Raw genomic sequence first — 23920 nt, 5'->3', positions numbered from 1 at the left:
CGTCCGAGGCACCCCTACGGTGCTGCCACCCCGCCGACGGCACCGGAGCCATGCACACCCTGCGCCCGGGGCCTTGGCTGTCCGGCCTTCTGCTACTGCAGACCGCCCTGCTGCCGGGCAGCCTCGCGCTGGGCGGGCCGGCGCTCGCCCAGCCGGAGGATCCGGCGGCGGGCCTGGTGCTGCCGGCGGCCGCCTACCGCGCCTTGCTCGGCCAGCCACCGGCCCCGGGCAGCCGGCTGGAGCTCGACGATCTGGCCATCCTGCGCTGGAACCAGCGCAGCCGCACGCCGGCGGGGATCGTCCACAGCTGGCGCTTCCTGAACCGCAATCTCAGCGTCTTCGATGCCGCCGTGGGCGCCGACCTGGCCAGGACTTCACCTCTCCTCCACGCGGGCCTGCCGGCTTTTCTGGCGCGGGCCGATGGGCTCAAGGATCAGCTCAAGGATGCGGTGGCCCGGCCGCGCCCCTTCCTGAGCCACTCGGATCTGAAGCCCTGCCTGCCCCTGGAGAGCTCCTGGTCGTTCCCCAGCGGCCACGCCACCTGGTTTGCCACCGCGGCCCTGCTGCTGGCCGACCTGCTGCCGGAGCGCCGGGAGCGGCTGCTGCCGGTGGGTCTTCAGGGGGGCTACGTGCGTGCCTATTGCGCCATGCACTACCCCAGTGATGTGCTGGCCGGCCAGCGCCTCGCCGAAGCCATCAGCCGGGATGTGATCGCCTCGCCCCAGTGGACGCGCTTCAAGCAGCAGGTGGCCGGGGAGCGCCGCCTGCTGCTGGCGGTCCCACCGGCCGGCCTGCCCCTGCTGGCGGATTGATCGAATTCCGCGCCACGGTCCGCGGCGCCCGGCGCAACGGACTGGGCCTGCTGCTCACCCCGCTGGTGCGGCTCCGCCGCGTCGTGCGGACGCTGGCCCTGGCCCTGGAGCGCATGATCTGGCGGGAGCTGATCGAGGGGGAAGCCCCCGCCAACCCGCTCGTCAGCCTGCTCGCCTTCCTGCTGTTCTCCGGCCTCTGCCTGCTGGCCAGCCTCCAGGGGACCGTGGGCTACGTGATCGGCCTGCTGCTGTTCCTGTTGCCGATGGAGTGGCTGATGGCCCGGCTGGGCTACGGCGCGCCAGTCCAGCGGCGGGTACTGCTGCAGAGCTGGGGCGACCGCATCCGTCTGTTCCTGGACACGCCGGAGGGCAGCGAACGCCTGGAGCTGGGACGGGCCGCCGTCACGGCGGTGCTGATCCGCCAGGCCAGCGTCCAGCTGCCGCCGCTGGGGGAGCGGTCCCTGGGCTGGGATCTGGTTCTGGCTGTGGCCGATCCCGTTGGGGAGCACCTGCTGGCCCGTGCCGCCGGCTTCTCCGGCGCCTGGCAGCGGGGCCACGCCCTGGCCGCCGATCTGGGGGTGCCCCTGCGCCTGGCCGGCGTCCCCGACGGCCGGCAGCTCCCGGAGGCCCGGTCGGACAGAGCGCAGCCGGAGGATGTCTGGAGGCTGGAGCCGGGGGCCTCCGCCACACGCCTGGTCCGCAGCCGACGCACGGTGGGCGCCGCCCAGTGGTGCCGCTCCTTCGTCACGCAGGGCAGCGACCTGCTGTTCGTCGCCGTGCTCAACACCGTGATGGTGAAGTACGGCGGCTTTCTCGTCTGGATGTTCGGTCCGCGCCTGGGCCTGAGCGCACCCACCACCCTGGTGCTGGATCTCTCCCTCCCGGGCCTGCTGTCGCTGGGCCTGCCGGAGTGGACCGTGCTCCAGACCCTGCTGGTGATCGCCGCCCTCGGTGCCGCCGGCATCGGCAGCTACAGGCAGTGGAGTCCCCAGGAGCTCTCCGTGGCGGACGACCAGATCCACCTCCGCCGCCCCGGCCAGCCCAGGCGCCAGCTGCCGTTGCGGATGATCACCGCCGTGCTGCGGCTGCCGGGTCCGGACCCCCGGGTGATCCTCTGGAGCGAACGCCGGCCGCCGATCGTGGTGGACGGCCTCTCCGGCGAGCGGGAGGCGGCCGAGCTGCTGGAGAAGCTGGAGGCTGTCCTCGATCGGCCCCGGGGATGATGGAGCCCATGAACCTCTGCAACCCCCACTCGCTGGCCGCAGCCCTGGTGGTGGCGCTGCCGGGCGTCGCCGCGGCACCCGCCGTCCCAGGGCCCGCCAGGCCGGAAGCCGCGGCGGAAGCCGGCCTGGCGGCGCTGGAGGCCCGTTCCGGCGGCCGGCTGGGGGTGTTCGCCATCGACACCGCCAGCGGTGCCCGGATCGGCCACCGGGCCGGCGAGCGCTTTCCCCTCTGCAGCACCTTCAAGGCGATCCTGGCGGGGGCCGTTCTGCACAGAAGCCAGCGGCAGCCCGGCTTCCTGGAGCAGCGGATCCGTTTCGGCCGCCAGGATCTGGTGAGCCACTCGCCGATCGCCGAGCAGCACCTCGAAGGCGGCCTGACGGTGGAGGAGATGGCCGCCGCCACGGTCCAGACCAGCGACAACACGGCCGCCAACCAGCTGATGGCACGTCTGGGCGGCCCCGCCGGCCTGACCGCCTTCGCCCGCTCCATCGGCAACCGCACCTTCCGGCTCGATCGCTGGGAAACAGCCCTCAACTCCGCCATCCCCGGCGACCCCCGCGACACCGACACCCCCGCCGGCATGGGCACCAGCCTTCAGGCCCTGGTGCTCGGGACGGCCCTGGGCCCGCCGCAGCGGCAACGGCTGCAGGACTGGCTGATCGGCACCACCACCGGCGACCGGCGAGTCCGGGCCGGGGTGCCGTCGGGCTGGCAGGTGGGCGACAAGACCGGCACCTGCGGGGCCTACGGCACCGCCAATGACGTGGCCGTGCTCTGGCCGCCGGACCGGGCGCCGATCGTGCTGGCGGTGTTTCACACTCAGGCCGATCCGGCCGCCGCCGCGCAGGATGGGGTGATCGCCGAAGCCGCGACCATCGTGGCCGGGGCGTTCAGACCGGCTGGCAGGTGAGCACCAGCTGGTCGCGGTGCACCACCGCATCCCCCACCGGCCCCAGCCGGCGGCGCACCTCCTCGCTGCTCAGACCCTTGATCCGGCGCAGTTCCTCACTGCTCAGGGTGCTCAGGCCCCGCCCCAGCTCGCGGCCATCGCTGGCCAGCACCCGGACCGCCTCGCGCCGGGAGAAGTGACCCTCCACCTCGCGGATGCCCACCGCCAGCAGGGAGGCCCCCTGCTGCAGCAGGGCCCGCTCGGCGCCCGCATCCACCCGCACGCTGCCCTTCACCAGCAGGGCATGGGCCAGCCAGCTCTTGCGGTCGGCCAGGGGGGTGGCGCTGGGCTGGAACACGGTGCCCACCTTCTCGCCGGCGAACAGGGCCTCGAGCACCGCCGGATCGCGTCCATCGGCCAGCCGCACCCGGATGCCGCTGGAGGTGGCGATGCGGGCCGCCGCCAGCTTGGTGGTCATGCCGCCGGTGCCCCACTGCCCGCCGCCCTCGGCCACGTGGCTGAGGCGCTCCAGCTCCGCCAGGTCGCGCACCTCCTCGATCGGGCTGGCATCGGCATCGGTGCGGGGGTTGCCGGAATAGAGCCGGTCCACGTCCGTGAGCAGCACCAGTTCATCGGCGCCGATCGCCACCGCCACCAGGGCCGAGAGGGTGTCGTTGTCGCCGAAGCGCAGTTCGTCGGTGGCCAGGGTGTCGTTCTCGTTCACCACCGGCAGCACCCCCCACGCCAGCAGCTGCTCCAGGGTGCGGCAGGCGTTCTGGTAGCGGCGCCTGGAGGCCAGATCGCTGCGGGTGAGCAGCACCTGGGCCACCGCCATCCCCCGCACGGCGAAGGCCTCCTGGTACAGACCCATCAGCCGGCCCTGGCCGACGGCGGCAGCCGCCTGCAGGGCCACCACCTCGGTGGGGCGCCGGCTGAAGCGGAGCGCCTCGCAGCCCAGTCCCACGGCCCCGCTGGTCACCAGGGCCAGCTGGTCGCCCCGGCGCTGCTGGCGGCCGAAGCTGGCGGCCAGATCGGCGATCACCGCCGCCGTGGAACGCTCGGGGCTGCCCCGCAGCAGGCTGGTGCCCACCTTGATCACCCGCCGCAGTCCAGGGCGGGCGTCCGCCGCCGCGCCGGAGGTCGGCGTTGTGCCGGAGGTCGCCATCAGCCCGGCACCGAGCCCACCCAGCGGGCCATGCGCAGCTCGAGGTTCTGGAGCCGGTCCTGGCGGCAGGGTTCACCGTCGGGATCGATCGGCTTCACCAGCACCGTGAACAGGCCCATGCGGTTGCCCACCAGCACGTCGGTGAACAGCCGGTCGCCCACCAGGGCCACCTGGGCCGGGGGCAGGGCGAGGTCCTGCAGCACCTTGCGCAGGGCGGCGCGCCGCGGCTTGCCCGCCGAGGTGGTGTAAGGAAGCCCCATGGTGTCCGCCACCGCACCGATCCGGCGCCGGGAGGGGTTGTTGCTGAGCAGGTGCAGGGGCATCCGCTCACGGGCATGGCGCAGCCACACCTCCGCCTGCACGGGCATGGTGGCCTGGCGGCGGGGCAGCAGGGTGCGGTCGACGTCGAGGACCAGGGCGCAGATGCCACGGTCGACCAGCTCCTGCAGGGGCAGGTGGGCCAGGGAGGTCCCCAGCAGCCAGTCGGGCGTGAGCAGGTCGCGCAGCATCAGTCGTCGCTCTCCCGTTCGTCGAGTTCGGCCTCGATGCGCGGCTGGACCCGCTCGAACTCCTCCCCCTCCACCATCACCGCATCGGCGCCGTCCATGCGGGCCACCACGAAAAAGGGATCCAGGGGGATGTAGAGGCCGTACTCCTCATCGCCGGCCATGAAGCTCACCAGCAGCTCGTAGGTCTCGCTGTCATCATCCCCCTCCTCGTCCTCGAGGTCGTCCGGGTCGGGCTCCTCCAGCTCACCGCTGACGGTGAGGGTGACGGCGGAACGCACCAGGGTGAGGTCGTGCTCCTGCAGCACCACATCCGCCACCGACAGCACCGGTTCGGTGGCATCGAGGGTCTCGATCAGTTCGGGGTCGTCATCCTCCCGCAGCCGGAACAGGCACACCGGGGTGTCCACCGGCGTCAGCAGGGCGTAGTCGTGGCCGTCGAGGGGGATCAGCTGCTCCAGGAAGCACAGCAGCTGGCGGCCGCTGCCGTCCCGCACCTGCACGGTGGGCACATCGCCGGAGCCCGTCATCGCAGGGGGGTCGGAGGCCATCAAGAGGAAGCGGGTCTCCTCAGAATGAATCAGCACCGGCCCGAGTGCCCACGGCGATGGCCGCCGGGTCGACCGGATCGGCGCTGAACAGGGCGGGACCCAGGGCCTCGGGCCCCTCCCGCAGCCACTGTTCCAGCAGCAGCGCCGCCGCCGCGCTGTCGAGCCGGCCGCTGCGGTCGCCGTGCAGTCCGAAGCGTTCGCCGGCGGCCCAGCTGCTGGCGTGCTCATCCACCCAGGCCAGGGGCAGGGGCTGGCCCAGGGCCGCCAGGCCCCGGGCCAGCCGCAGGCCGTAGCGGCGACAGTGGACCCCCTGGGGGGTGGGCCGCTGGCTGGCATCCAGGGGCAGGCCCACCACCAGCGTCTCCACCCGCCGCTGGCGCACCAGTTCCAGCAGGCGCCCCAGGTCGGCCTGGAAGTCGCCCCGGGCCAGTGCAGGCAGGGGGGTCACGGTGAGCCCCAGGGGATCACAGCCAGCCAGGCCGATGCGGCGGCGGCCCACATCCAGGGCCAGCACCGAGCGCGGCCGGGGCGGCGCCATTCAGTGCAGCACCAGGGGCTCGCTGGGCAGGCTGCCAAGGGGGCCGGTGGGGGTGGGCATGGGGCGCCGCCGCGGCTGCAGCTGCTCCAGCACCGCCTCGATGCGGCGGGCCGCCCGCTTGGCCGGCTGGCCTTCCTGCCGCCGCCAGACGCTGCGGGCCATCAGCACCTCCTCGCCGTGGGCCTCGGCCCCGAGGGCCTGCAGCCACAGCTGGCGGTCGCCATCGCCCACCTCGCAGCGCAGCCAGAGGCTGGCGCCACCCCGGCCGATGCGGTGCAGCAGCGACTCGGCCGCCGGCCCGAGCAGATGGCCCCAACCCGGGTGGATGCTCAGCTCCACCGCCTGGCCGCCACCGGGATGTTCATCGAGCAGGCGCACGCCGGCCACGGCCTCGTTGCGGACGCCATCCAACAGCATCCAGCCCTGGCCGCGGCTCTGGTCGAGCAGGTCCTCGATGCGGCGGTCCTGGAGCTGGCGCAGGTGGGCCGGGCAGGTGGCCTGCTCCAGGTGCCACAGCAGCGGGGCGGTGCGACGGTTGAGCGGGCGCATCTGCAGGTCGGCCGGCGGCACGGGGGCGGCGCCGGCGGCGGGCAGCTGCCAGCGCCAGAGGCGATCGGTGCGCTGGGGCTGGAACCCCTGCTCCCGCAGGGTGGCGAGCCGGGAGGTGTCGAGGCTGGAGGCGGTGGCGATCCAGCTGGCGGCGCCCTTCACCCGGCCAATGGCCTGGCGCAGCAGATCACCGGCCAGTGCTGCCCGGCTCGGGGCCGGACCATCGGCGGCCGCCCCCTCGCTGGCGGCCAGGGCCAGGCGCAGGTGCTGCACCTGCCAGCAGGTGCCGCTGCGGTTGAGGCGGCGGCAGACGATCAGCCCCAGGGCCTGCTGGCGGGTGAGCCCCTGGCGCTGCAGTGCCACCAGCACCTGGGCGGCCAACGGCCGGCGGCTGGTGACCGCCGTCAGCAGCTGTTCCGGCAGGGCCAGCAGCAGCGAGCGCTGCAGCAGCGGCTGCAGCGGCAGGAAAGCGGGATCATCGAGCAGGGGCAGGTGCCATCCCTGCAGGGGCTCCACCGTCCAGGTGGGGGAGGTTCTGCCCTGGGCAGGCACTGGCACGGCAGGCACTGGCACGGCAGACGACGGTGGAGAGGGGGCGTGGGCGAAACGGGACCGACGCCGCGGCGGCTGGCGACGTCGTCTCAGGATTCTACGCGGGCCTCACCAGCACCAGAGGTGTGCGCTCATTGGCGTTGCCGGCGGGATTGGGGCGCAACGCCCGCATCAGCAGATCTTCATCGGTGCCGCCGCTGGCGGCCAGCACCTTCACCCGCCCGAGGTCGTTGACATCCACCACGGCCACCGCCACCCCCAGGGCCGCCGCCATCCGCTCACACCAGGCGGCCGGCTGATCCGGTCCGAGCACGATCGTCTGGTCGTAAGGGGGCGTGGTGCCGGTGATGTCGTCGATCAGGCGGGCCTGCTCCCCGGCCAGGCGATAGAACCAGCCCTTGCTGCCCACCAGCTTGAGGGCGGTGCCCACCACCCAGGCCCCGAGCACCCGCGCCGGGCCGGACACATCGATCAGGGTCTGGAGGCCGCAGGCCGTGGCCAGGGAGCTGGTGGGGTGGAACACCCGGCAGAGCAGGCGGGCCAGGAAGGAGGGCTCCACCGTCGAGGGGTGGTGGTAGCGCCCCTGGATCACCGCCAGGGGGGTCTCACCGATGGTGAGCACGTCCCCGGGCTGCAGCAGCCCGTCGGTGTAGCGCTGCAGCACCGCCAGCGGATCGTCGAGCACCCCGAGCAGGTGGGTGCGCACCGGCAGCACCCGGCAGCGCTCTCCCTCGCGCCAGCCGGGGGCGGCGGGGTCGCCCGGCTCCGGCCTCTGCAGCGGCAGCAGGATCCCCTGGCGCCGCTGCAGCCGGCCGAAGGGCCCGTAGTTGATCCAGTGGATGTCCATCCAGAGGGTGTCGAGCACGCTCTCCAGGTCCAGGCCGCCGGGCGCCGTCAGGTTGAGGCGGATGTGGGCGGCCGTGCTCTTGCGGCCCTTGACGATGTAGGCGGCCCAGTACCCGTCGGGGCGGGCCTCCTCGTCGGGATGCAGGGGCGTGATCTGCAGCTCGTGGCGCACCTGGCTGACGTCACTGCGGCCCAGCAGGGTGGGCACCACCGTGATCTCGGGCACCATCACCTCCATGCGGGGGTGGGGGTTGCGGATGCGCACCTCGCCGGTGATCTCCAGGCCCTGGGCCCGGCGCCGCACCTGGAAGGATCCCGGCAGCAACTGCAGGGGCGAGGCGGGCCGGAGGCGGTGGCGGAGTTCGAGCACCACCAGGCCCAGGCCGAGGAGCAGCAGCAGGACCAGCAGGAAGGAAACGGGGAGCGGCAAGCCGATACGTCGGGGAATGTCCGGCCGGAGCGTAGATGCGCCCGCGGACCTAGCTTCGGCCCCATGGAACCGGCAGGGCCCTGGCATGCGCAAGACCTTCGTGCTCGACACCAATGTGTTGCTGCATGACCCCCAGGCCCTGAACCGGTTCGAGGACAACCAGGTGGTGATCCCGATCGAGGTGGTCGAGGAAATCGACCGCTTCAAGCGGGACCCCTCCGAGAAGGGCCGCAACGCCCGCCAGGTGTCGCGGCTGCTCGACCAGCTGCGTGAGAAGGGCAACCTGGCCGAAGGGGTGCCCATCGACGACGTCAGCGGCGGCACCGTCAAGGTGGTGTTCTGCCGCAGCGAGACCCTGAGCCAGCTGCCCCCCGAGCTGAAGGCGGGCAACGGCGACAACAACATCCTGGCCGTGGCCCTGGAGCAGCGCCTGCAGGAGGTGGTGGGCAGCCAGCCGCCGGTGGTGCTCGTCACCAAGGACACCAACCTGCGCATCAAGGCCGATGCGGTGGGCCTGATCGCCCAGGACTACACCACCGACAAGGTGGACATGGCCGACCTCTATCCGGGCTTCTGCGAGCGCTGGGTCGACGCTGATCAGATGGACCGCGTGAAGACGGGTGATGGCCTGCCGGCGGACGCCATCCCGGAGCAGACGGTGGCCGTCTCGCCGCTGCAGGCCAACGAGGGGGTGACCCTCATCGATCTGGCCCAGCCCGCCCACACCCTGCTGGCCCGCTACAACGGGCGCACCGGCACCCTGCAGCCGCTGCAGAAGTCCGCCAAGGCCAAGATGGGACGCATCCAGCCCCGCAACCGGGAGCAGTCCTTCGCCCTCGATCTGCTGCTCGATCCGGCGGTGGCCCTGGTGACCCTGGTGGGCAAGGCGGGCACCGGCAAGACCCTGCTGGCCCTGGCGGCGGGGCTGCACCAGGTCGCCGACGAGCGTCTTTACGAGCGGCTGCTGGTGACCCGCCCGGTGATCTCCCTGGGCAAGGAAATGGGCTTCCTGCCAGGGGATCTGGAGGAGAAGATGGCCCCCTGGATGCAACCGATTGTCGACAACCTCGACTTCCTGCTGGGTGGCGACGAGGGCCAGCCCGCACGCGGCAGCCACCGCCCGCCCCGCAGCAACTGGAGTGACCTCAAGGGCATGGGCCTGCTGGAAGTGGAGGCGATCAGCTACATCCGCGGCCGCTCCATCCCCCGCCAGTTCATGGTGGTGGACGAGGCCCAGAACCTCACCCCCCATGAAGTGAAGACGATCGTGACCCGGGTGGGGGAGGGCACCAAGATCGTGCTCACCGGCGATCCGTACCAGATCGACAATCCCTACGTGGATGCCGAGAGCAATGGGCTCACCTGGCTGGTGGAGCGCTTCAAGGGCCAGCTGCTCTCCGGCCACATCACGCTGATGCGGGGCGAACGCTCCGAGCTGGCCGAACTGGCCGCCAATCTGCTCTGAGCCGGCCCCCCAGCCCGCTCAACCGGCGGATCTCAGGGGAGGAAGGTGCAGGTGATCGTGCCGTTGACGGCCACCCGCAGCATGGCCTGGCGATGGGTCTCCTGGGCCTGCTGACCCAGGCACAGCACCCCGCTGGCGTCGCCGGTCCAGGAGCGGCTGTTGATCTGCCGGGCCGAGGTGCCGTTGCAGTTGCGGGTGGGCCCGCCGCCGGGCTGGGCGACCACCACATGCAGCCCGGACTTATGGGCCACCGCGCACTGCTCGGCGAAGGCGACCGTCTCCAGGATGCTGCTGGAGGCTTGGGCCACAGCGCGGGCGCGGAGGTACTGGGGCAGGACCACCGCAGAGAGAAGGCCCACGATGGCCGCGACGATCATCAGCTCCAGGAGCGTGAACCCGGATGCTCCGGATTCCCCCAGCCGTACCGAATGGCGGCGGTGATCGCCGCGGACAAAGGGCAGAGAGAAGACGGGGAAGGGGCTCTGGAACATCTCAGGCGTGGGGATCCCCTTCTGTCTCGTCCGGGTGAGAATCAGGGATACCAGGTACAGACCGCCACGAAGAAGGTCGTCCTGAAGTTGATCCTGAAGCTGAAGAACATCCGCCAGGGCTCACTCCAGAGACCTCACCGTGGGTGACAACGGGGATCTTACGGGCGATCCACAGAAAATCAACCGGACCGGTCCCCGCTCACCAGGCTGACGTCATCAGGCTCAGACCATCTGCTCCGGCCTGACGAGGCGGTCGAACTCCTCCCCGCTGATCTCGCCCAGCACCAGGGCCGCCTCCCGCAGGCTGAGCCGGTGCTCGTGGGCGTGACGGGCGATGGCGCAGGCCCGGTCGTAGCCGATCGCCGGTGTCAGGGCCGTCACCAGCATCAGGCTGCGGTCCCGCATGGCTTCGATGTGGGCCACATCGGCGCGCAGGCCCTCGATGCAGAGCTCCCGGAACGTGCCGCAGCTGCCCGCCAGCAGGTCGATGCTCTCCAGCAGGTTGTGGGCGATCAGGGGCTTGAACACATTCAGCTCGAAGTTCCCCTGGCTGGCCGCCATCTGGACGGCAGTGTTGTTGCCCATCACCTGCACGGCCACCATGGTGAGGCTCTCGCACTGGGTGGGATTCACCTTGCCGGGCATGATGCTCGAGCCCGGTTCGTTCTCCGGCAGCACCAGTTCGCCGAGGCCGCAGCGGGGCCCGCTCGCCAGCCAGCGGATGTCGTTGGCGATCTTCATCAGGCTGCCCGCCAGCACGGTGAGGGCGCCGTGGGCCGCCGCCAGCCCCTCCTGGCCCGCGAGGGCCTGGAACTTGTCGGGGGCACTGGTGAAGGGCAGGCCGATGCGCTCCGCCAGCCGGGTGGCCACCGCCTCACCGAACCCCGTCGGGGCATTGAGTCCGGTGCCCACGGCCGTGCCGCCGATGGCCAGCTGCAGCACCTGGGGCAGGGTGGCCCGCAGGCCCGCCAGCCCCAGCTCCAGCTGGGAGGCGTAGCCGCCGAATTCCTGGCCCAGGCTCAGGGGCACCGCATCCTGCAGGTGGGTGCGCCCGATCTTGATCAGGCCGGCGTAGGCCTCCGCCTTCTGGCGCAGGGCGGCGATCAGCGCCTCCAGGCTCGGGATCAGCCGCTGCTGCAGTTCGATCGCCACCGCCATGTGCATGGCGGCGGGGAAGGTGTCGTTGCTCGACTGGCTCAGGTTGACGTGGTCGTTCGGGTGCACCGGCACCTTGCTGCCCAGCACGCCGCCGGCGGCGGCGATCGCCCGGTTGGCGATCACCTCGTTGACGTTCATGTTGGTCTGGGTGCCCGACCCGGTCTGCCAGACCCGCAGCGGGAACTCGCCATCGAGCCGGCCCTGGCTCACCTCCTCGGCGGCGGCCACGATCAGGCCCGCCAGCTGTGGGCTCAGCACCCCACGGGCCGCGTTCACCTCGGCGCAGGCGGCCTTGAGCTGGCCGAAGGCGTGCACCACCGCCATCGGCATCGGCGCGCCGAAGGGGAAGTTGCGCAGGGAACGCTGGGTCTGGGCGCCCCAGTAGTGCTCGGCCGGCACCTCCACCGGGCCGAGGCTGTCGGTTTCTGTGCGGGTGGCCGGCATCAGCGGGACGCCACCACTTCGCTGTTGAGTTCGTTGAAACTCAAGGTGGCGCTGTTCCCCGAGCCCGGCGCCATCGGAATGCCGGTGGCTTCGCTCACGGCCGTGTTGATGGCATCGACGCTCACCTGGCCATGGCGATCGAAGACGACGCGGCCGGTGCCGTCGATCACCACCACCTGGGGGATCAGGCCGTCCCAGTAATGGGCCGGATCGGCCACGCCGGCGTCGGGCCGGTTCTGGAGCGGATCGGTGACCAGGGGGATCAGGTCGACGGCATTGCCCCAGACCCGCTGCAGCTCCGACACCACCGGCGAGAACTGCTTGCTGACGCTGCTGTCGTCGAGGTAGTAGACGAGCACGGCCACCCGGTGCTCGTCTAGGGACTGGGCCAGGCTGCTGCGGGGCGGCACCAGGGAGCCGTTGCCGGCGTAGAGGGCGAAGATGTTGCCGTCGTAGCGGTCGTTCTCGAGGCTGGCCGTCGCCTCGCCCGGGGCCCAGAGCAGCCCCAGCACCAGGGTCAGCAGCAGGGCCCAGAGGCCGGCGAGGGGCCGGGAGCGCGAACGGAGCAAGGGGAAGCGGGCAGATGGGCACATTGTGCCGTGGTAACCGGCCGCCTCAGCTGCGGTTGAGGCTGCGGCCCATCCCCTGGACAATGCCGCGCCCCACCAGGCCGATCGCCCGGCCGAGCACCTGGGTCAGCAGCACCACCAGGAGGTCGCCGAGACGTTTGAGCAGGCTGCGGAGCTGGGGACCCAGGGCATCGCGGGCCTCCAGGGCCAGGGTGACCGCCTGCTGCACCCAGCCCAGCTGGCGCAGCTCGGCATCGCGGGGCTCCGTGAGATCCACGCAGTCGATGGCACCGTCGCCCAGGCGGAACAGGGAGCGTCGGCTCTCGTAGAGGTGGATCGGCCGCTCGAACCAGCTGGTCCAGCGCTGCTGGGCGTTGAGCTGGTTGCGCAGCCGTTCCAGGTTGCGGGTGGCGAGCAGCTCAGGGCGCAGCAGGTAGCGGCGCAGTTCGGGCCATTCGGCGCAGGCCGCCAGCACCTCGGCGCTGATCAGCTCGGCACTGCGCACCAGCCAGTTGCTGAGCAGCAGCTCCAGGTACAGGACCGCCTGGGGCTCATCCGGCGCCACCAGGCGGCCGTCCACCAGCAGCGGACGGGCCTGCAGCAGCGGGCTGAGCATGGCGGCGGGATCGGTCAGCTCCAGATCGTCGGTGTCGAGGCTGCTGCGCTGCAGCAGGGTCTCGGCCACCGGGCAGAGCCGGCCCTCCATGGGCAACTGCACATAGGACCCGGCCATGGAGCGCAGGGCCTGCTGGCGCAGCTCGGGCTGGAGCTCCCTCCAGAGCCGCTCCAGCTGCTCGCCGCGGGGATCATCCTGCAGCAGACGCTGGCGCAGCCGGTGGAACTGCTCCAGCAGTCCCAGCAGCAGGTCGCTGCGGCGGGAGGCATGGAGGCCGTCGAGGGCCAGCAGCTGGCCACTGTTGTTGCTGGGGCCGGCGGCGGCGGCCGCCGTGAGCCGGCCGCGCAGGGCCTCCCAGAGCCCTTCGGCGGTGCGTTGCCGCAGGGTGATGGCCACCCCATGGGCCGGGCCGCCGAGTGGGGCGCTGGGCACGCTGGCGTCGGCGGACGGGGAGGGCAGCCCGGCGGGGCCGTCGAGGGGCTGGCCCCAGGCCAGGCTGACGGGCCCCCAGAGCCAGAGCAGCAGCCGGCGGGCCAGGCGCAGCTCCCGCACCCGGCCCTGCAGCACCAGCAGCGGCAGCAGGTCGACCGGCGGCGGATCCAGCAGGCGCAGGCAAAGGCGGAGTTCGGCATCGATCTGCTGCAGGCCGCTCAGCAGCAGCCACTGGCCCAGGCCCATCGGCATGGAGGGCCCGGGGTTCTCGCCCCGTTGCGTCGCGGCGATGGCCAGCACCCGGCCGCCGGCCAGCAGGGTGGTGACCGCCTGCCGCAGGCTCTCGGCATCGGCCTGCTCGATCAGCCCCTGGGCCGGCAGCTGTAGCAGGACATCGCTGCCGTAGGGGTGGGTCGCGGGCAGCAGCAGCAGCAGCGGCGCCGGGTGCCAGCGCTCCAGCAGCCGGCGGCTCTCGGCGTCGAGGGCCTGGGGTTCGGGCAGGCTGCCGAGGTACCAGAGGACGAGCTGGGGTGCCCCCTGGAGCTCTTCAGGGCCGACCACCCGGCAGCCGCCCCATCCATCGGAAGCCGCGCCGGAATCGTCAACCTCCAGCCAGCTGGTGAGGCCGGCGCGCTCCAGGGGGTCGGCGAACAGCAGCAGCTGGGGCAGGGGCCGTGCCGGACGTCGTCCCACGTTGCCAGAGAAGGAATGGCCCGACCTTAACCAAGGCGCCGGGCTTTCTCCAGTGCCACCCCTTCAGGAGGGGCGGGGCCGGCCGGAGAGATGCAGGGTGTACGACTCGATGGCAAAGCCCGTCTGCTCCTCGATCTGCTGGAGGAGATGGTCGGGCAGAAGAACATCAAGGTCGTGAATCTGGCCGGACTGGGTGCAGGTCAGGTGGCTGTGGGGATCGGCGCGATAGCCATAGAGACGGCCACTGGCCCGCTCGATGCACTCGATCACGCCGGCCGATTGCAACGCCTCGAGGTTCTGATAGACGGAGGTGTGGCCGATGTGGCGGCCCTGGTTGTTGAGCTTGTCGAAGATGTCGCGGGCGGAAAGATGGCTCTTCTCATCCCAGAGAAGATCCAGCACCATGCGCCGCTGACGGCTCAGCCGCATGCCCAGATCCCGGCAACGCTGGTAAACCTCCTCCACATGGGATGGCGCCGTGGCCACCGCATGGCGATCACCGGCCTCGCCGCGGCGGCCCGGGGCCGCGGAGGATGCGGTGGTCGTTGAAGAAGGCAAACGCTGCCGCAGAACACATTGGCTCTGTTATAGAGCAGTTGCCCGATCATCGGCATGAACGCCACAGCGGCGGCCGGCCGGGCTCAGGCGATCGGCAGCCGCAGCGGATCCTGGAGCCGACCGTCGCCGAGGGCCTGCAGCGCCTCGGCCAGCTCCACCCGTCCGTCGTACAGCGCCCGTCCCACGATCACCCCCTCCACGCCGAGGGGTTCGAGACTCAGCAGGCTGAGCAGGTCGGTGAGGCTGCCCACACCGCCTGAGGCGATCACCGGCAGGGAGGTGGCCTGGGCCATGGCCCGCAGGGCCGCCAGGTTGGGGCCCCCCAGGGTGCCGTCGGTGGCGATGTCGGTGCTGATGATCGCCGCCACTCCGGTTCCCTCCAGGCTGGCGGCCAGGGCCGTCGCCTCCACCGTGCTCTGCTCGATCCAGCCGCGGGTGGCCACCTTGCCCTCGTTGGCATCGATCCCCACCACGATCCGGCCCGGGTGGCGGCCCGCCAGGTCCCGGACCAGCGCGGGGTTCTCCACGGCAACCGTGCCCAGGATCACCCGGTCCACACCCCAGCCCAGGAGCTGTTCGGCCCGCTCCACCGAGCGCACCCCTCCCCCCAGCTGCACTGGGATCTCCAGGGCCGCCGCGATGGCCTGCACGGCGGCGTCGTTGGAGGGTTCGCCGCTCCGGGCGCCATCGAGATCCACCAGGTGCAGACGGGTGGCCCCCTGCCGCTGCCACTCGCGGGCCTGGGCCACCGGATCGTCGCTGAAGCGGGTGACCTGGCCGTAATCGCCCTGATGCAGCCGCACGCAATGCCCGTCGAGCAGATCGATGGCGGGGATGACTTGCATGGAAAGGGAGGACAATGCCGCTGCCGGACCCATCCTGTGCCATGACGCTGCCTGGATGATGCGGACCTGATGGCCCCCACCCCTCCCGACCTCGCCACTCTTCACCTCGCCCCGGACGACTGGCGCCGCCTCCGGGATGCGCTCCGTTACCAGGGCCGCGATCTCCATCACCGGTCCTACGCGGTGGACAGCCGGCGCCGGGAACTGCTGTGGGAGGAGATGGACCGCTGCCTGGCGCTGGCGGATCGCATCGAAGAACATCTCGCCGGGCTCGACGGGGCCGATGCGGGCTGAGAGGACGGGGCCCCTGCGGCTGGTCACCTATCTGGGACTCGTCGCCCTGCTGCTGCCCATCGGCGGCGCTGGCCCGGCCCTGGCCCAGCCCCTGGCCCCGCCTCCGCTGGCGCCGCCGGCCCCACCGCCGCGCTCGTTGCTGGGGCCCGACGGTCCCGATCCCCGCGACAGGCCGCCCCCCCTGGCACCGCCCGGTTCGGTGATCCCACCCATCAACCGCCCCGATCCCCGGCTGGAGGCGGCCCTGCGGGCCCGCCTGTTCGGCGGCCCGCTGGCCTCCCCCCCCGCCGCAGCCGGCGATCCCGACCAGACCGAGTGGGAGCAGGCCCGTGCCACGGCCACCCGGCCGGTCTGCGCCGACGTGGGCCCCCTGCGCTACCTGCACAACCGGGTCGACCTGGACGGCGACGGCCGCCTGGAGACCGTGGCGGTGGTGGTGGGCTCCTACGCCTGCTCCAGCGGCGGCTGCAGCCTGCTGATCTTCCGGGACAACGACGGCAGCCTGGAACTGGTGGCGGAGAACGGCCTGTTCCAGTCGCCCCTGACGGTGATCAGCAACCGCCACCGCGGCTGGCTGGATCTCACCATGCCCGCCAGCCTGCATGGCGCCCCCGACGGCCTCAAGGAGCTGCGCTTCGATGGCCGCACCTACCGGCCCATGCCGCTGCCGGTGGCCGACGGCACCAGCGGGCCGCCCGGCACGGTGCTGCTGGAGCTGCTGCCGCTGCCGTTCGAGCGCCTGGGCCAGCCCCTCCCCTGCGGCCCCTGATCCGGCCCGGCCGCTTGAATGGCGCTCACCGACGCGGCATGGCGATGAGGATCCTGGTGATGGGCGGCACCCGATTCGTGGGTCGCCCCCTGGTCAACCGGCTGCTGGAGGCGGGCCATGAGCTCAGCCTCTTCACCCGCGGCCGCCAGCCGGTGCCGGCGGGGGTGGAGCATCTGCGGGGTGACCGGAGCAGCGCCGAGGGCCTGGCGGCCCTCCAGGACCGCCCCTTCGATGTGATCGTCGACAGCTCCGGCCGCACCCTGGAGGACACCCGCCAGGTGATCGAGCGCACCGGTCCCCCCTCCCACCGGCTGGTGTACGTCAGCTCGGCCGGGGTCTACGCCGACAGCGAGCTCTGGCCCCTCGACGAGGACGCCCCCACCGATCCCCAGAGCCGCCACGCCGGCAAGCTGGACACCGAAGCCTGGCTGCGCCAGGAGGGCATCCCCTTCACCAGCTTCCGCCCCACCTACATCGTCGGACCCGGCAACTACAACCCGGTGGAGAGCTGGTTCTTCGATCGGATCGTGCACGGCCGGCCGGTGCCCCTGCCGGGCGATGGCAGCACCATCACCCAGCTGGGCCACGTGGCCGACCTGGCGGCCGCCATGGCCCGCTGCATCGAGGTGGAAACCGCCACCAACCGCATTTACAACTGCACCGGCTCCCAGGGCACCACGTTCCGGGGCCTGGTGGCCGCCGCCGCCCGCGCCTGCGGCACCGATCTGGAGGCGGTGGAGATCCGCAGCTTCGATCCCGCCGGCCTCGACAAGAAGGCCCGCAAGGCCTTCCCCCTGCGCCTGGCCCACTTCCTCACCGACACCCACCGGGTGCGGCGGGAGCTGGCCTGGGAGCCCGCCTACGACCTGGAGGCCACCCTGGCCGACAGCTACGCCAACGACTACGCCCTGCGGATGCCCACCACCCCCGACTTCAGCAGCGATGCGGCCCTGCTGGGGTGAGGGGCCGCCGGCAGGTCAGCCCCGCTGAGCCGCCCGCAGATACCCCAGGGCCGAGCTGAGGGCCAGCAGCAGCGACGGCCAGAACAGCCACCAGCCGGCGGCCTGCAGAGCGGCCACCAGCCCGGCCCCCTGGCCCAGGCCCCAGGCCGGCGGCCAGAGCAGCAGCAGCAGCGAAACGAACTGCAGGATCGTCTTGGCCTTGCCCCCCAGCGAGGCGGGGCCGCCGCTGCCCTGGCCGGCCCGCCAGCCGGAGATCAGCAGCTCCCGCGCCAGCAGCAGCCACACCGCCCACAGGGGCAGGCCGCCCGTATGGGCCAGCCAGAGCAGCGGGGCGCTGATCAGGATCTTGTCGGTGAGGGGATCGAGCCGCGCCCCCCACACCGAACCGCCGCCGGCCCGGCGGGCCAGGGCGCCATCGGCCCAGTCGCTCAGGCCGCCCAGCAGCAGCAGACCCCAGGCCAAAGCGGGCCGGCCGCCCGCCAGGGCCAGCAGCAGGGGCAACCCCAGCACGGCCCGGGCCAGGGTCAGCAGGTCGGCGAGGCGTCGCAGGGCAGGGTCCCGTTCACCAGCAGAATGCCATCACCGAGGAGATCCGCATGGTCGTCGAGCGCAGCGTGGCCGAGGTGATGACCAGCCCCGTGCTGAGTGTCACCACCACCACGCCCCTGCAGGAGGCCGTGCAGCTGATGAGCGACCACCACGTCAGCGGCCTGCCGGTGCTCGATGAGCTCGGCGCCCTGGTGGGGGAACTCAGCGAGCAGGACCTGATGGTGCGCGAGAGCGGCTTCGATGCCGGCCCCTACGTGATGCTGCTGGATGCGGTCATCTACCTGCGCAATCCCCTCGACTGGGACAAGCAGGTGCACCAGGTGCTGGGCAGCACGGTGGGGGACGTGATGGGCTCCAAGCCCCACAGCTGCCCCGCCACCACCAGCCTGCCGGCGGCGGCCCATCTGCTGCACGACCGGGGCACCCAGCGGCTGTTCGTGCTCGACGACCAGGAGGCCCTGGTGGGGGTGCTCACCCGCGGCGACGTGGTGCGGGCCCTGGCCGCCGAGGGCTGACGCCGGAGCGGCGGGACGTCCCCGTCCACGGGACAACGGCCCCATCGGCCAGCAGCCAGAGACGCTCGCCGTCCGGACAGGGATGGCCGCCGGTGAGGGCACCGAAGGCGGGCAGGACCAGCTGATCGGCCACGGGGTCGTAGGCGAAGCACGGCAGCCGCAGCCGGTCGGCACCGCCACCCACCAGGGCAACGGGATGGCGATGGCCGCAGAGGTTGAGGTGGTCGGGGCGGGGCTCGGGCGCGTGGCTCAGCCACAGGGGGCCGAGGGCCAGAGACGGCTCCTGCTCCAGCCCCTCGAGCCAGCAGCCCCGCTCGTGGTTGCCGCCGATCAGCCGCAGCGGGCAGCCCAGCAGGTCCGGCAGGGCCCGCAGCTTCTGGCGCAGCTCGGCCGTCAGGCCCAGCCGGCTGTGGATCAGGTCCCCCAGCACCACCACCTGGGCGGGCCCGAGGCCATGGGCCACCGCCAGCAGGGCGTTGAAGGTGGCCCCGTCGCCATCGCTGGGGAGCGGGATGCCCTGGCTCTGGAAGCTCTCCGCCTTGCCCAGGTGCAGATCCGCCACCAGCAGCAACCCCTGCTGGGGATCCCACACGGCCCGCTGGCCCAGCAACTGGAGCCGGTGACCGCGCCACAGAAACTCGGCCGAACCCGGCCCGTTCATGCGAAAACCATCAGCGTGGGGGAGGGGTCCGACGTCGGCGCGCCGGCGTGGCCATCTTCTCCGACCAGAATCGAACCAGCACGAGGTCAGCGATGACGTCCAGCCCGCCGGAGGCCACCCCCGATCCGAGGGCCTGCCTGCTGCGGCTGGCCCCCTACCTGCTGGGCCGGGCCCGCCGCGGCGTGGTCGGCAGCAGCCGCTATGCCCAGAAGCTGCGGGACGCCATCCGCGCCGCCTCCGCCGACACCAGCCGCCGGGCGGTGCTGATCAGCGGTGAGCCCGGCCTGGAGAAGGACAACCTCGCCGCCCTGATCCACTTCGGCTCGTCGGCCCGCAAGCAGCTGCTGGTGCGCGTCAACTGCGCCCAGCTGCGGGCCGACGGCGCCGAACTCTTCGGGGCCCCTGCCGGCGGTGTGGCCCTGATCGACTGCATCGGTGCCGGCGGGCTGCTGCTGGATCAGATCGACCGCGCCGACCCCGCCCTGCGGCCCGCCCTGCTGGAGCTGGCCCGCAGCGGCCGCTGGCGCTCGCCCGACGCCGGCCACAGCGAACACCGCTTCATCGGCCGGGTGTTCCTCACCGCCGAAACCAGCGCCCCCGATTTCGACGCCCTCGGCTGTCACATCCGGGTGCCGCCGCTGCGGGTGCGGCGCCAGGACCTGGGGGAGTGGCTGCGCTACGGGGTGCGCCAGAAGGCCCTCAGCCTCGGCTGGAGCCGGCCGCCGGCCGTGGGGGAGGGGCTGGTGAAGCGCCTGCAGACCTACGACTTTCCCGGCAACGTGCGGGAGCTGCTGGAGCTGATCGAGCGGGCCCTGCGCCAGTGCAGCGGCGCCCATCCGGAGGAGCTGCCGGAGGACGTGTTCTGGACCCTGCGGCGGCCCCAGCGGGCCCGCTTCGATCTGTGGCGCTGGAAGCCACAGCTCCGGGACATCATGCGTTCGCCCGTGCTCTGGAACGCCCTGCTGTACGGGGTGGTGAGCTGGGTGTTCGTGCTGGTGAACCTCTGGCTCTGGTGGGGGCCCCAGGACCGCGCCCACAACGGCGACCTGAACCTCTTCTGGGCCTGGTGGTGGCCCCTGATCCTGCTGGCCTATCCCCTGGTGGGCCGGCTGTGGTGCTCCTTCTGCCCGTTCATGGTCTGGGGGGAGATCGTCCAGCGGCTGGCGACGGGACTGGGCTGGCGGCCGGCCCGCTGGCCGCGGGGGGACAGCGACCGCTGGGCGGCCCCCCTGCTGGCGGCCGGCTTCGCGGCGATCCTGCTGTGGGAGGAACTGGGCGACCTGCGCAACAGCGCCCGCCAGAGCAGCGCCCTGCTGCTGCTGATCACCGCCGGTGCCGTGGTCGGCTCCCTGCGCTTCGAGAAGCGCTTCTGGTGCCGGCACCTCTGCCCGGTGGGGGGCATGAACGGCCTGTTCGCCAAGCTGGCCATCAGCGAGCTGCGGGCGGAGGCGGGCACCTGCAGCGGCAGCTGCAGCAGCTATGCCTGCTTCAAGGGGGGCCCGGCGGAAGGGGAGGGGATGGCCACCGCCGGCTGCCCCCTGGGCACCCATCCGGCCCACCTCGCCGACAACCGCAACTGCGTGCTCTGTCTGACCTGCGCCCAGGCCTGCCCGCACCGGTCGGTGCAGCTGCGCCTGCGCCCCCCCGCCGCCGACCTGCAGCGCGACATGGCGCCCCCGGCGGGGGAGGCGGGACTGATCCTGGCGCTGGCCGGCGGCGTCTGCCTGCGGCACACCGAGCGGCTGCTGGGCTGGCTGCCCCTGGCTCCGGAAGACCTGGCGCAGGGCCCGCTGCTGGGGCGCCTGGCCTTCGCCGCCCTCGCCCTGGCCCTGCCGGCGGGGCTGTGGCTGCTGCTGCGACCCCTGGTGGCCCGGCTGCGGCCGGCCAGCCCCAGCTGGCTGCTGCTCTACGCCCTGCTGCCCCTGCTCTGGGCCCTGCTGCTGGCCCAGCATCTGCCCATGGGCATGGCGGAGGGGGGCCGTCTGCTGCCGGTGAGCACCGAAACCCTCTGGCCGGCCCTGGCCGCCCGGCTGCCCGCCTGGAGCGCCGATGCCCACGTGATCGCCTTCTGCCAGAGCCTGGCGGTGCTGGTGGGGGTGGGCGGTTCCCTGCTGATGCTGCGGCGCCTGCTGCAGCTGGCCCTCTGGAGCGGCCCGTCCCTGGCCCTGGGCGGACTGGTGGTGGCCCTGGGCACGGGGGGGCGCTGGCTGGTGGCCGGCGGCTAACGCCCGCACAGCCGCTGCAGATCGCTGTCGCTGTAGAGCGCCACGGGCGCCTCGGCCGGGCTCTCCTGCAGCCGCACCTTCTTCGTGAGGTAGTGGGCGGCGCCAAGGCCGTTGCCCAGCAGCACGCGTTCGCTGCCGCGGCTGCCGCGCCAGGCGTTGCACTGGGAGAGGGTGTCGAGGGCCAGGGCGACGGAGGGGACCGCGGCCGCCAGCAGCGCAGCCCCGCCCAGGGCCAGCACCACGGCCAGTCCCATCTGGCTGCGGCGCACGGCCGCTCCCGGCGCCGGTCCTCGCCAGCAGCCGTCGGCGATGGCGGACACGTGACGCACCTGGTGGGGCCGCCCCAGGTAGACCCAGGCATGGCGGCCATCGGCCAGGGGCAGGGGCCGGCGGTCGTAGAGGCGGGGGTAGCCCTCCAGCCGATCCAGCCGGGCCAGGCCGGCGGCATCGACGCGGTACACCTCACCCCGCACGACCCCTGCACCGGGCACGGCCATCGGAAAGGGGCCCAGGTCGTGGAGCATCACATCCGGCAGCACCGCCTCCCCGAGGAAGGGCGCATCCAGCAGCCAGTGGTGGTTGCCGTGGCCGCGCTTGAGCGTGCCGTAGACGAAGACCAGCTCGGGATGGCTGTGCACGGCTCGGGCCAGGGCTGGGGTGCCTGTGGTCATAATGCGACGGACCTGCCCCCGTTTCCATGACGATCGCCCTGCTGGTGGCGCTGCTGGGTTCCCTGGTGCTGATGGGCTGGATCGTGAAGCGCCTGGAGAAGGCCTCCTGAGTCAGGGCCCCAGGCGGCGCACCTGCCCCGCCACCCGTACCGAAGCCCCCGGCATCGCGGGAATCTCGGCCTCAAGCAGGGAACGGCAGCCCATGTCCTCCCCCTGCACCACCGTGATCGACCCGCCGTGGGGCCAGCCCAGGCGCCCCAGGTGGCCGGCCAGGGCCGCGGTGGCGGCTCCGGTGGCCGGATCCTCGTAGACACCGCCGACGGCGAAGGCGTTGCGGCTGTGGAACAGCCGGGGACCCTCGGCCCACACCAGCAGCAGCGTCAGCAGGCCCGCCTCCGCCATCAGCCGGGCCCCGTCCTCCATGGCGTAGCGCATGGCGGCCAGGTCTTCGCGGCGGCGCAGGGCCAGCAGCAGATGGTCGGCACCCCCGTGGACGACGGCGGGGGGCAGGGCCGGATCCAGGTCGCCGGGGTCGTAGCCGAACAGCTCCAGGGCGGCCGTCAGCAGCTCCGGCGTCACCGGAGTGCTGCGGGTGGGGGGCGACTGCAGGGCGGCCCTCCAGCGCTCCCCCTGCCGGCGCCCCTCCACCGTGATCTCGGCCTGGTTGAGCGTCAGCGGGAACACCCCATCCCCGCACCGTTCGGCCAGGGCCGCGCCGAGGGCGATGGTGGCGTGGCCGCAGAAGGGCACCTCGGCCGCCGGGGAGAAGTAGCGCACCCGCCAGCCGTCCCCCTGCGGGGCGGCAAAGGCCGTTTCTGAGAAACCCACCTCGGCCGCCATGCCCTGCATCGCGCTGTCCGCGGGCAACGTCTCAGCGATCACCACACCGGCCGGGTTGCCGCCCCGCTCCCCGTCGCTGAAGGCCGCCAGGCGCAGGACGGTCATGGCAGGGGGAGGCGGCGACGGCGGACGCGGACCAGTCTGCCGGCCTCAGTCGTCCTCGCGGGCGCGCACGTAGACGATCGTGCGGTTGCCGCTCGGCGCCTCCCGCTCCTCCATCACGAACAGGGAGGGGCAGCCGCGCACCAGGTCGGAAAGCTTGCGGAAGCCGTAGAGGCGGGTATCGAAATCGGGCTGGATCTTCTGCAGGTAGCTGCCGAAGGTGCCCAGCTGGGTCCAGCCCGATTCATCCACCGAGCGATCCAGGGCCTCCATCAGGAAGTCGGCCGGGATGACGGGATGGGCGCTGGCGGGGGGTTCGGCATCCCGGGCCCGCCGGGCCTCGCCGGCCCCGTCGCTGATCTCCCCCTGTCGGGAGGCGGTGCGCAGCACCTCGGTGAACAGGAACTTGTGGCAGGCGTTGCGGAACGCCGCCGGTGTCTTTTCCTCCCCGAAGCCGTACACCAGCAGGCCCTCCTCCCGCAGACGCACCGCCAGGCCGGTGAAATCACTGTCGCTGGTCACCAGGCAGAAGCCGTCGAAACGCCGGGTGTAGAGAAGATCCATCGCATCGATGATCATCGTGCTGTCGGTGGCGTTCTTGCCCACGGTGTAGGCGAACTGCTGCATCGGCTTGATCGAGAACTTGTTCAGCAGCGCCTTCCAGGAGGCGCTCTGGCTGGAGGTGAAATCCCCGTAGATGCGCCGCACGATCGCCTCACCGAAGCGGGCCACCTCCTCCAGCACCGCCTCGATCACCGCCGCCCGGGCGTTGTCGGCGTCGATCAGCACCGCCAGGCGCCGGCCCGTGTCTTCCGCCAGACCACCGGCCGGCGGCTGGGCTCCCGATGGGGATCGCATCACACATCCCCCCGCGGTTCCTTGACCCTACCCGGCCCGCGCCCGCGTGTCCCCGGATGCCGCCGGCCGCCGCCGCCGACGGGAGAATCCAGCCATGGTTGTGCCCCGGATCGCCACCGCCCCGCCAGCCCCCCTGCCGCC

26 protein-coding genes are annotated in these 23920 nt (G+C 72.3%); 9 read left to right on the top strand and 17 right to left on the bottom strand.

Annotation, left to right across the window (positions count from 1 at the left end):
• Window positions 1–50: 50 nt before the first annotated feature.
• The 3 genes from KBY81_RS05100 to bla are packed head-to-tail and all read left to right on the top strand — an operon-like array spanning window position 51 to window position 2946.
• Window positions 51–812, top strand: coding sequence for a phosphatase PAP2 family protein (locus tag KBY81_RS05100; RefSeq protein ID WP_106220147.1), 762 nt, complete (start codon window positions 51–53; stop codon window positions 810–812).
• Window positions 809–2035 (top strand): hypothetical protein, encoded by a 1227-nt coding sequence (locus KBY81_RS05095; protein ID WP_106220148.1) that lies wholly within the window; start codon window positions 809–811, stop codon window positions 2033–2035. The genes KBY81_RS05100 and KBY81_RS05095 overlap by 4 nt, the downstream gene beginning before the upstream one ends.
• Before the next feature lie 8 nt (window positions 2036–2043).
• The gene (gene bla / locus KBY81_RS05090; RefSeq protein WP_254975843.1) at window positions 2044–2946 is read left to right on the top strand and encodes a class A beta-lactamase; all 903 of its coding nucleotides are present in this window, start codon (window positions 2044–2046) and stop codon (window positions 2944–2946) included.
• Here bla and proB read toward each other — a convergent pair.
• From proB to KBY81_RS05060, 6 genes are all read right to left on the bottom strand, one after another.
• Complete coding sequence (gene proB, locus KBY81_RS05085; RefSeq protein ID WP_181280020.1) at window positions 2927–4090, bottom strand: glutamate 5-kinase; 1164 nt, start codon at window positions 4088–4090, stop codon at window positions 2927–2929. The genes bla and proB overlap by 20 nt on opposite strands.
• Window positions 4090–4599 (bottom strand): YqeG family HAD IIIA-type phosphatase, encoded by a 510-nt coding sequence (locus KBY81_RS05080; RefSeq protein WP_254975842.1) that lies wholly within the window; start codon window positions 4597–4599, stop codon window positions 4090–4092. The genes proB and KBY81_RS05080 overlap by 1 nt, the downstream gene beginning before the upstream one ends.
• A complete protein-coding gene (locus KBY81_RS05075) occupies window positions 4599–5147 on the bottom strand; it encodes a DUF3727 domain-containing protein (protein WP_043325387.1) in 549 nt (182 codons plus the stop codon). The genes KBY81_RS05080 and KBY81_RS05075 overlap by 1 nt, the downstream gene beginning before the upstream one ends.
• Window positions 5148–5166: 19 nt before the next feature.
• Window positions 5167–5685 carry a Holliday junction resolvase RuvX gene (ruvX, locus tag KBY81_RS05070; protein ID WP_106220150.1) on the bottom strand — a complete coding sequence of 173 codons (519 nt, stop codon included), beginning with the start codon at window positions 5683–5685 and terminating at the stop codon, window positions 5167–5169.
• On the bottom strand, window positions 5686–6792 hold the full coding sequence (locus KBY81_RS05065; protein ID WP_254975841.1) for a hypothetical protein: 1107 nt from the start codon (window positions 6790–6792) through the stop codon (window positions 5686–5688).
• Window positions 6793–6883: 91 nt separating this feature from the next.
• Complete coding sequence (locus KBY81_RS05060) at window positions 6884–8062, bottom strand: F420-0:Gamma-glutamyl ligase (RefSeq protein ID WP_254975840.1); 1179 nt, start codon at window positions 8060–8062, stop codon at window positions 6884–6886.
• An 85-nt stretch (window positions 8063–8147) separates the two neighbouring features.
• Between KBY81_RS05060 and KBY81_RS05055 the strand changes: the two genes are divergently transcribed.
• Complete coding sequence (locus KBY81_RS05055) at window positions 8148–9527, top strand: PhoH family protein (RefSeq protein WP_106220153.1); 1380 nt, start codon at window positions 8148–8150, stop codon at window positions 9525–9527.
• A 32-nt stretch (window positions 9528–9559) separates the two neighbouring features.
• Here KBY81_RS05055 and KBY81_RS16600 read toward each other — a convergent pair whose 3' ends face one another.
• From KBY81_RS16600 to hisA, 6 genes are all read right to left on the bottom strand, one after another.
• A complete protein-coding gene (locus tag KBY81_RS16600; RefSeq protein ID WP_106220154.1) occupies window positions 9560–10018 on the bottom strand; it encodes a type IV pilin protein in 459 nt (152 codons plus the stop codon).
• Between the two features lie 222 nt (window positions 10019–10240).
• Window positions 10241–11623 (bottom strand): class II fumarate hydratase, encoded by a 1383-nt coding sequence (fumC, locus tag KBY81_RS05045; protein ID WP_254975865.1) that lies wholly within the window; start codon window positions 11621–11623, stop codon window positions 10241–10243.
• A complete protein-coding gene (locus KBY81_RS05040) occupies window positions 11620–12213 on the bottom strand; it encodes a thylakoid membrane photosystem I accumulation factor (RefSeq protein WP_106220156.1) in 594 nt (197 codons plus the stop codon). The genes fumC and KBY81_RS05040 overlap by 4 nt, the downstream gene beginning before the upstream one ends.
• Window positions 12214–12235: 22 nt before the next feature.
• Window positions 12236–13930 (bottom strand): DUF3685 domain-containing protein, encoded by a 1695-nt coding sequence (locus tag KBY81_RS05035; RefSeq protein WP_254975839.1) that lies wholly within the window; start codon window positions 13928–13930, stop codon window positions 12236–12238.
• Between the two features lie 63 nt (window positions 13931–13993).
• Window positions 13994–14359, bottom strand: coding sequence for a Fur family transcriptional regulator (locus KBY81_RS05030; RefSeq protein ID WP_219904006.1), 366 nt, complete (start codon window positions 14357–14359; stop codon window positions 13994–13996).
• 212 nt (window positions 14360–14571) lie between these two features.
• Entirely contained in the window at window positions 14572–15333 is a 762-nt protein-coding gene (hisA, locus tag KBY81_RS05025) for a 1-(5-phosphoribosyl)-5-[(5-phosphoribosylamino)methylideneamino]imidazole-4-carboxamide isomerase (RefSeq protein WP_106220158.1), read from the bottom strand.
• 69 nt (window positions 15334–15402) lie between these two features.
• On the opposite strand from hisA, the gene KBY81_RS05020 reads away from it, so the two are divergent.
• From KBY81_RS05020 to KBY81_RS05010, 3 genes are read left to right on the top strand one after another with little or no spacing between them, the layout of a single operon-like run.
• Window positions 15403–15627, top strand: a complete 225-nt coding sequence (locus KBY81_RS05020; protein ID WP_181280021.1) for a hypothetical protein — start codon at window positions 15403–15405, stop codon at window positions 15625–15627.
• Window positions 15617–16396 (top strand): hypothetical protein, encoded by a 780-nt coding sequence (locus tag KBY81_RS05015; RefSeq protein ID WP_106220159.1) that lies wholly within the window; start codon window positions 15617–15619, stop codon window positions 16394–16396. Before KBY81_RS05020 ends, KBY81_RS05015 begins: the two co-directional genes overlap by 11 nt.
• A 44-nt stretch (window positions 16397–16440) precedes the next feature.
• The gene (locus KBY81_RS05010) at window positions 16441–17358 is read left to right on the top strand and encodes an NAD-dependent epimerase/dehydratase family protein (RefSeq protein ID WP_254975864.1); all 918 of its coding nucleotides are present in this window, start codon (window positions 16441–16443) and stop codon (window positions 17356–17358) included.
• A 15-nt stretch (window positions 17359–17373) separates the two neighbouring features.
• Here the strand turns inward: KBY81_RS05010 and KBY81_RS05005 are convergent, their stop codons facing one another.
• Window positions 17374–17907 (bottom strand): CDP-alcohol phosphatidyltransferase family protein, encoded by a 534-nt coding sequence (locus KBY81_RS05005; RefSeq protein WP_254971705.1) that lies wholly within the window; start codon window positions 17905–17907, stop codon window positions 17374–17376.
• A gap of 47 nt (window positions 17908–17954) precedes the next feature.
• Here KBY81_RS05005 and KBY81_RS05000 point away from each other — a divergent pair, with 47 nt between their 5' ends.
• Window positions 17955–18422, top strand: coding sequence for a CBS domain-containing protein (locus KBY81_RS05000; protein WP_254975838.1), 468 nt, complete (start codon window positions 17955–17957; stop codon window positions 18420–18422).
• Here KBY81_RS05000 and pdeM read toward each other — a convergent pair.
• Complete coding sequence (pdeM, locus tag KBY81_RS04995) at window positions 18379–19083, bottom strand: ligase-associated DNA damage response endonuclease PdeM (RefSeq protein ID WP_254975837.1); 705 nt, start codon at window positions 19081–19083, stop codon at window positions 18379–18381. The two genes, KBY81_RS05000 and pdeM, sit on opposite strands and share 44 nt — an antisense overlap.
• A gap of 92 nt (window positions 19084–19175) precedes the next feature.
• Between pdeM and KBY81_RS04990 the strand changes: the two genes are divergently transcribed.
• Complete coding sequence (locus KBY81_RS04990; protein WP_254975836.1) at window positions 19176–21308, top strand: 4Fe-4S binding protein; 2133 nt, start codon at window positions 19176–19178, stop codon at window positions 21306–21308.
• Here the strand turns inward: KBY81_RS04990 and KBY81_RS04985 are convergent.
• From KBY81_RS04985 to KBY81_RS04975, 3 genes are all read right to left on the bottom strand, one after another.
• A complete protein-coding gene (locus KBY81_RS04985) occupies window positions 21305–21979 on the bottom strand; it encodes a gamma-glutamylcyclotransferase (protein WP_254975835.1) in 675 nt (224 codons plus the stop codon). The genes KBY81_RS04990 and KBY81_RS04985 overlap by 4 nt on opposite strands.
• Window positions 21980–22090: 111 nt before the next feature.
• Complete coding sequence (locus KBY81_RS04980; protein ID WP_254975834.1) at window positions 22091–22924, bottom strand: PhzF family phenazine biosynthesis protein; 834 nt, start codon at window positions 22922–22924, stop codon at window positions 22091–22093.
• 45 nt (window positions 22925–22969) lie between these two features.
• A complete protein-coding gene (locus tag KBY81_RS04975) occupies window positions 22970–23779 on the bottom strand; it encodes an NYN domain-containing protein (RefSeq protein WP_254971614.1) in 810 nt (269 codons plus the stop codon).
• Window positions 23780–23920 lie beyond the last annotated feature (141 nt).

The organism is Cyanobium sp. Lug-B (genome assembly GCF_024345635.1).
GTDB lineage: Bacteria > Cyanobacteriota > Cyanobacteriia > PCC-6307 > Cyanobiaceae > Cyanobium > Cyanobium minutissimum.
The sequence above is the reverse complement of the archived record's forward strand: the minus strand, read 5'-3'. Positions and strand labels throughout refer to the sequence as shown.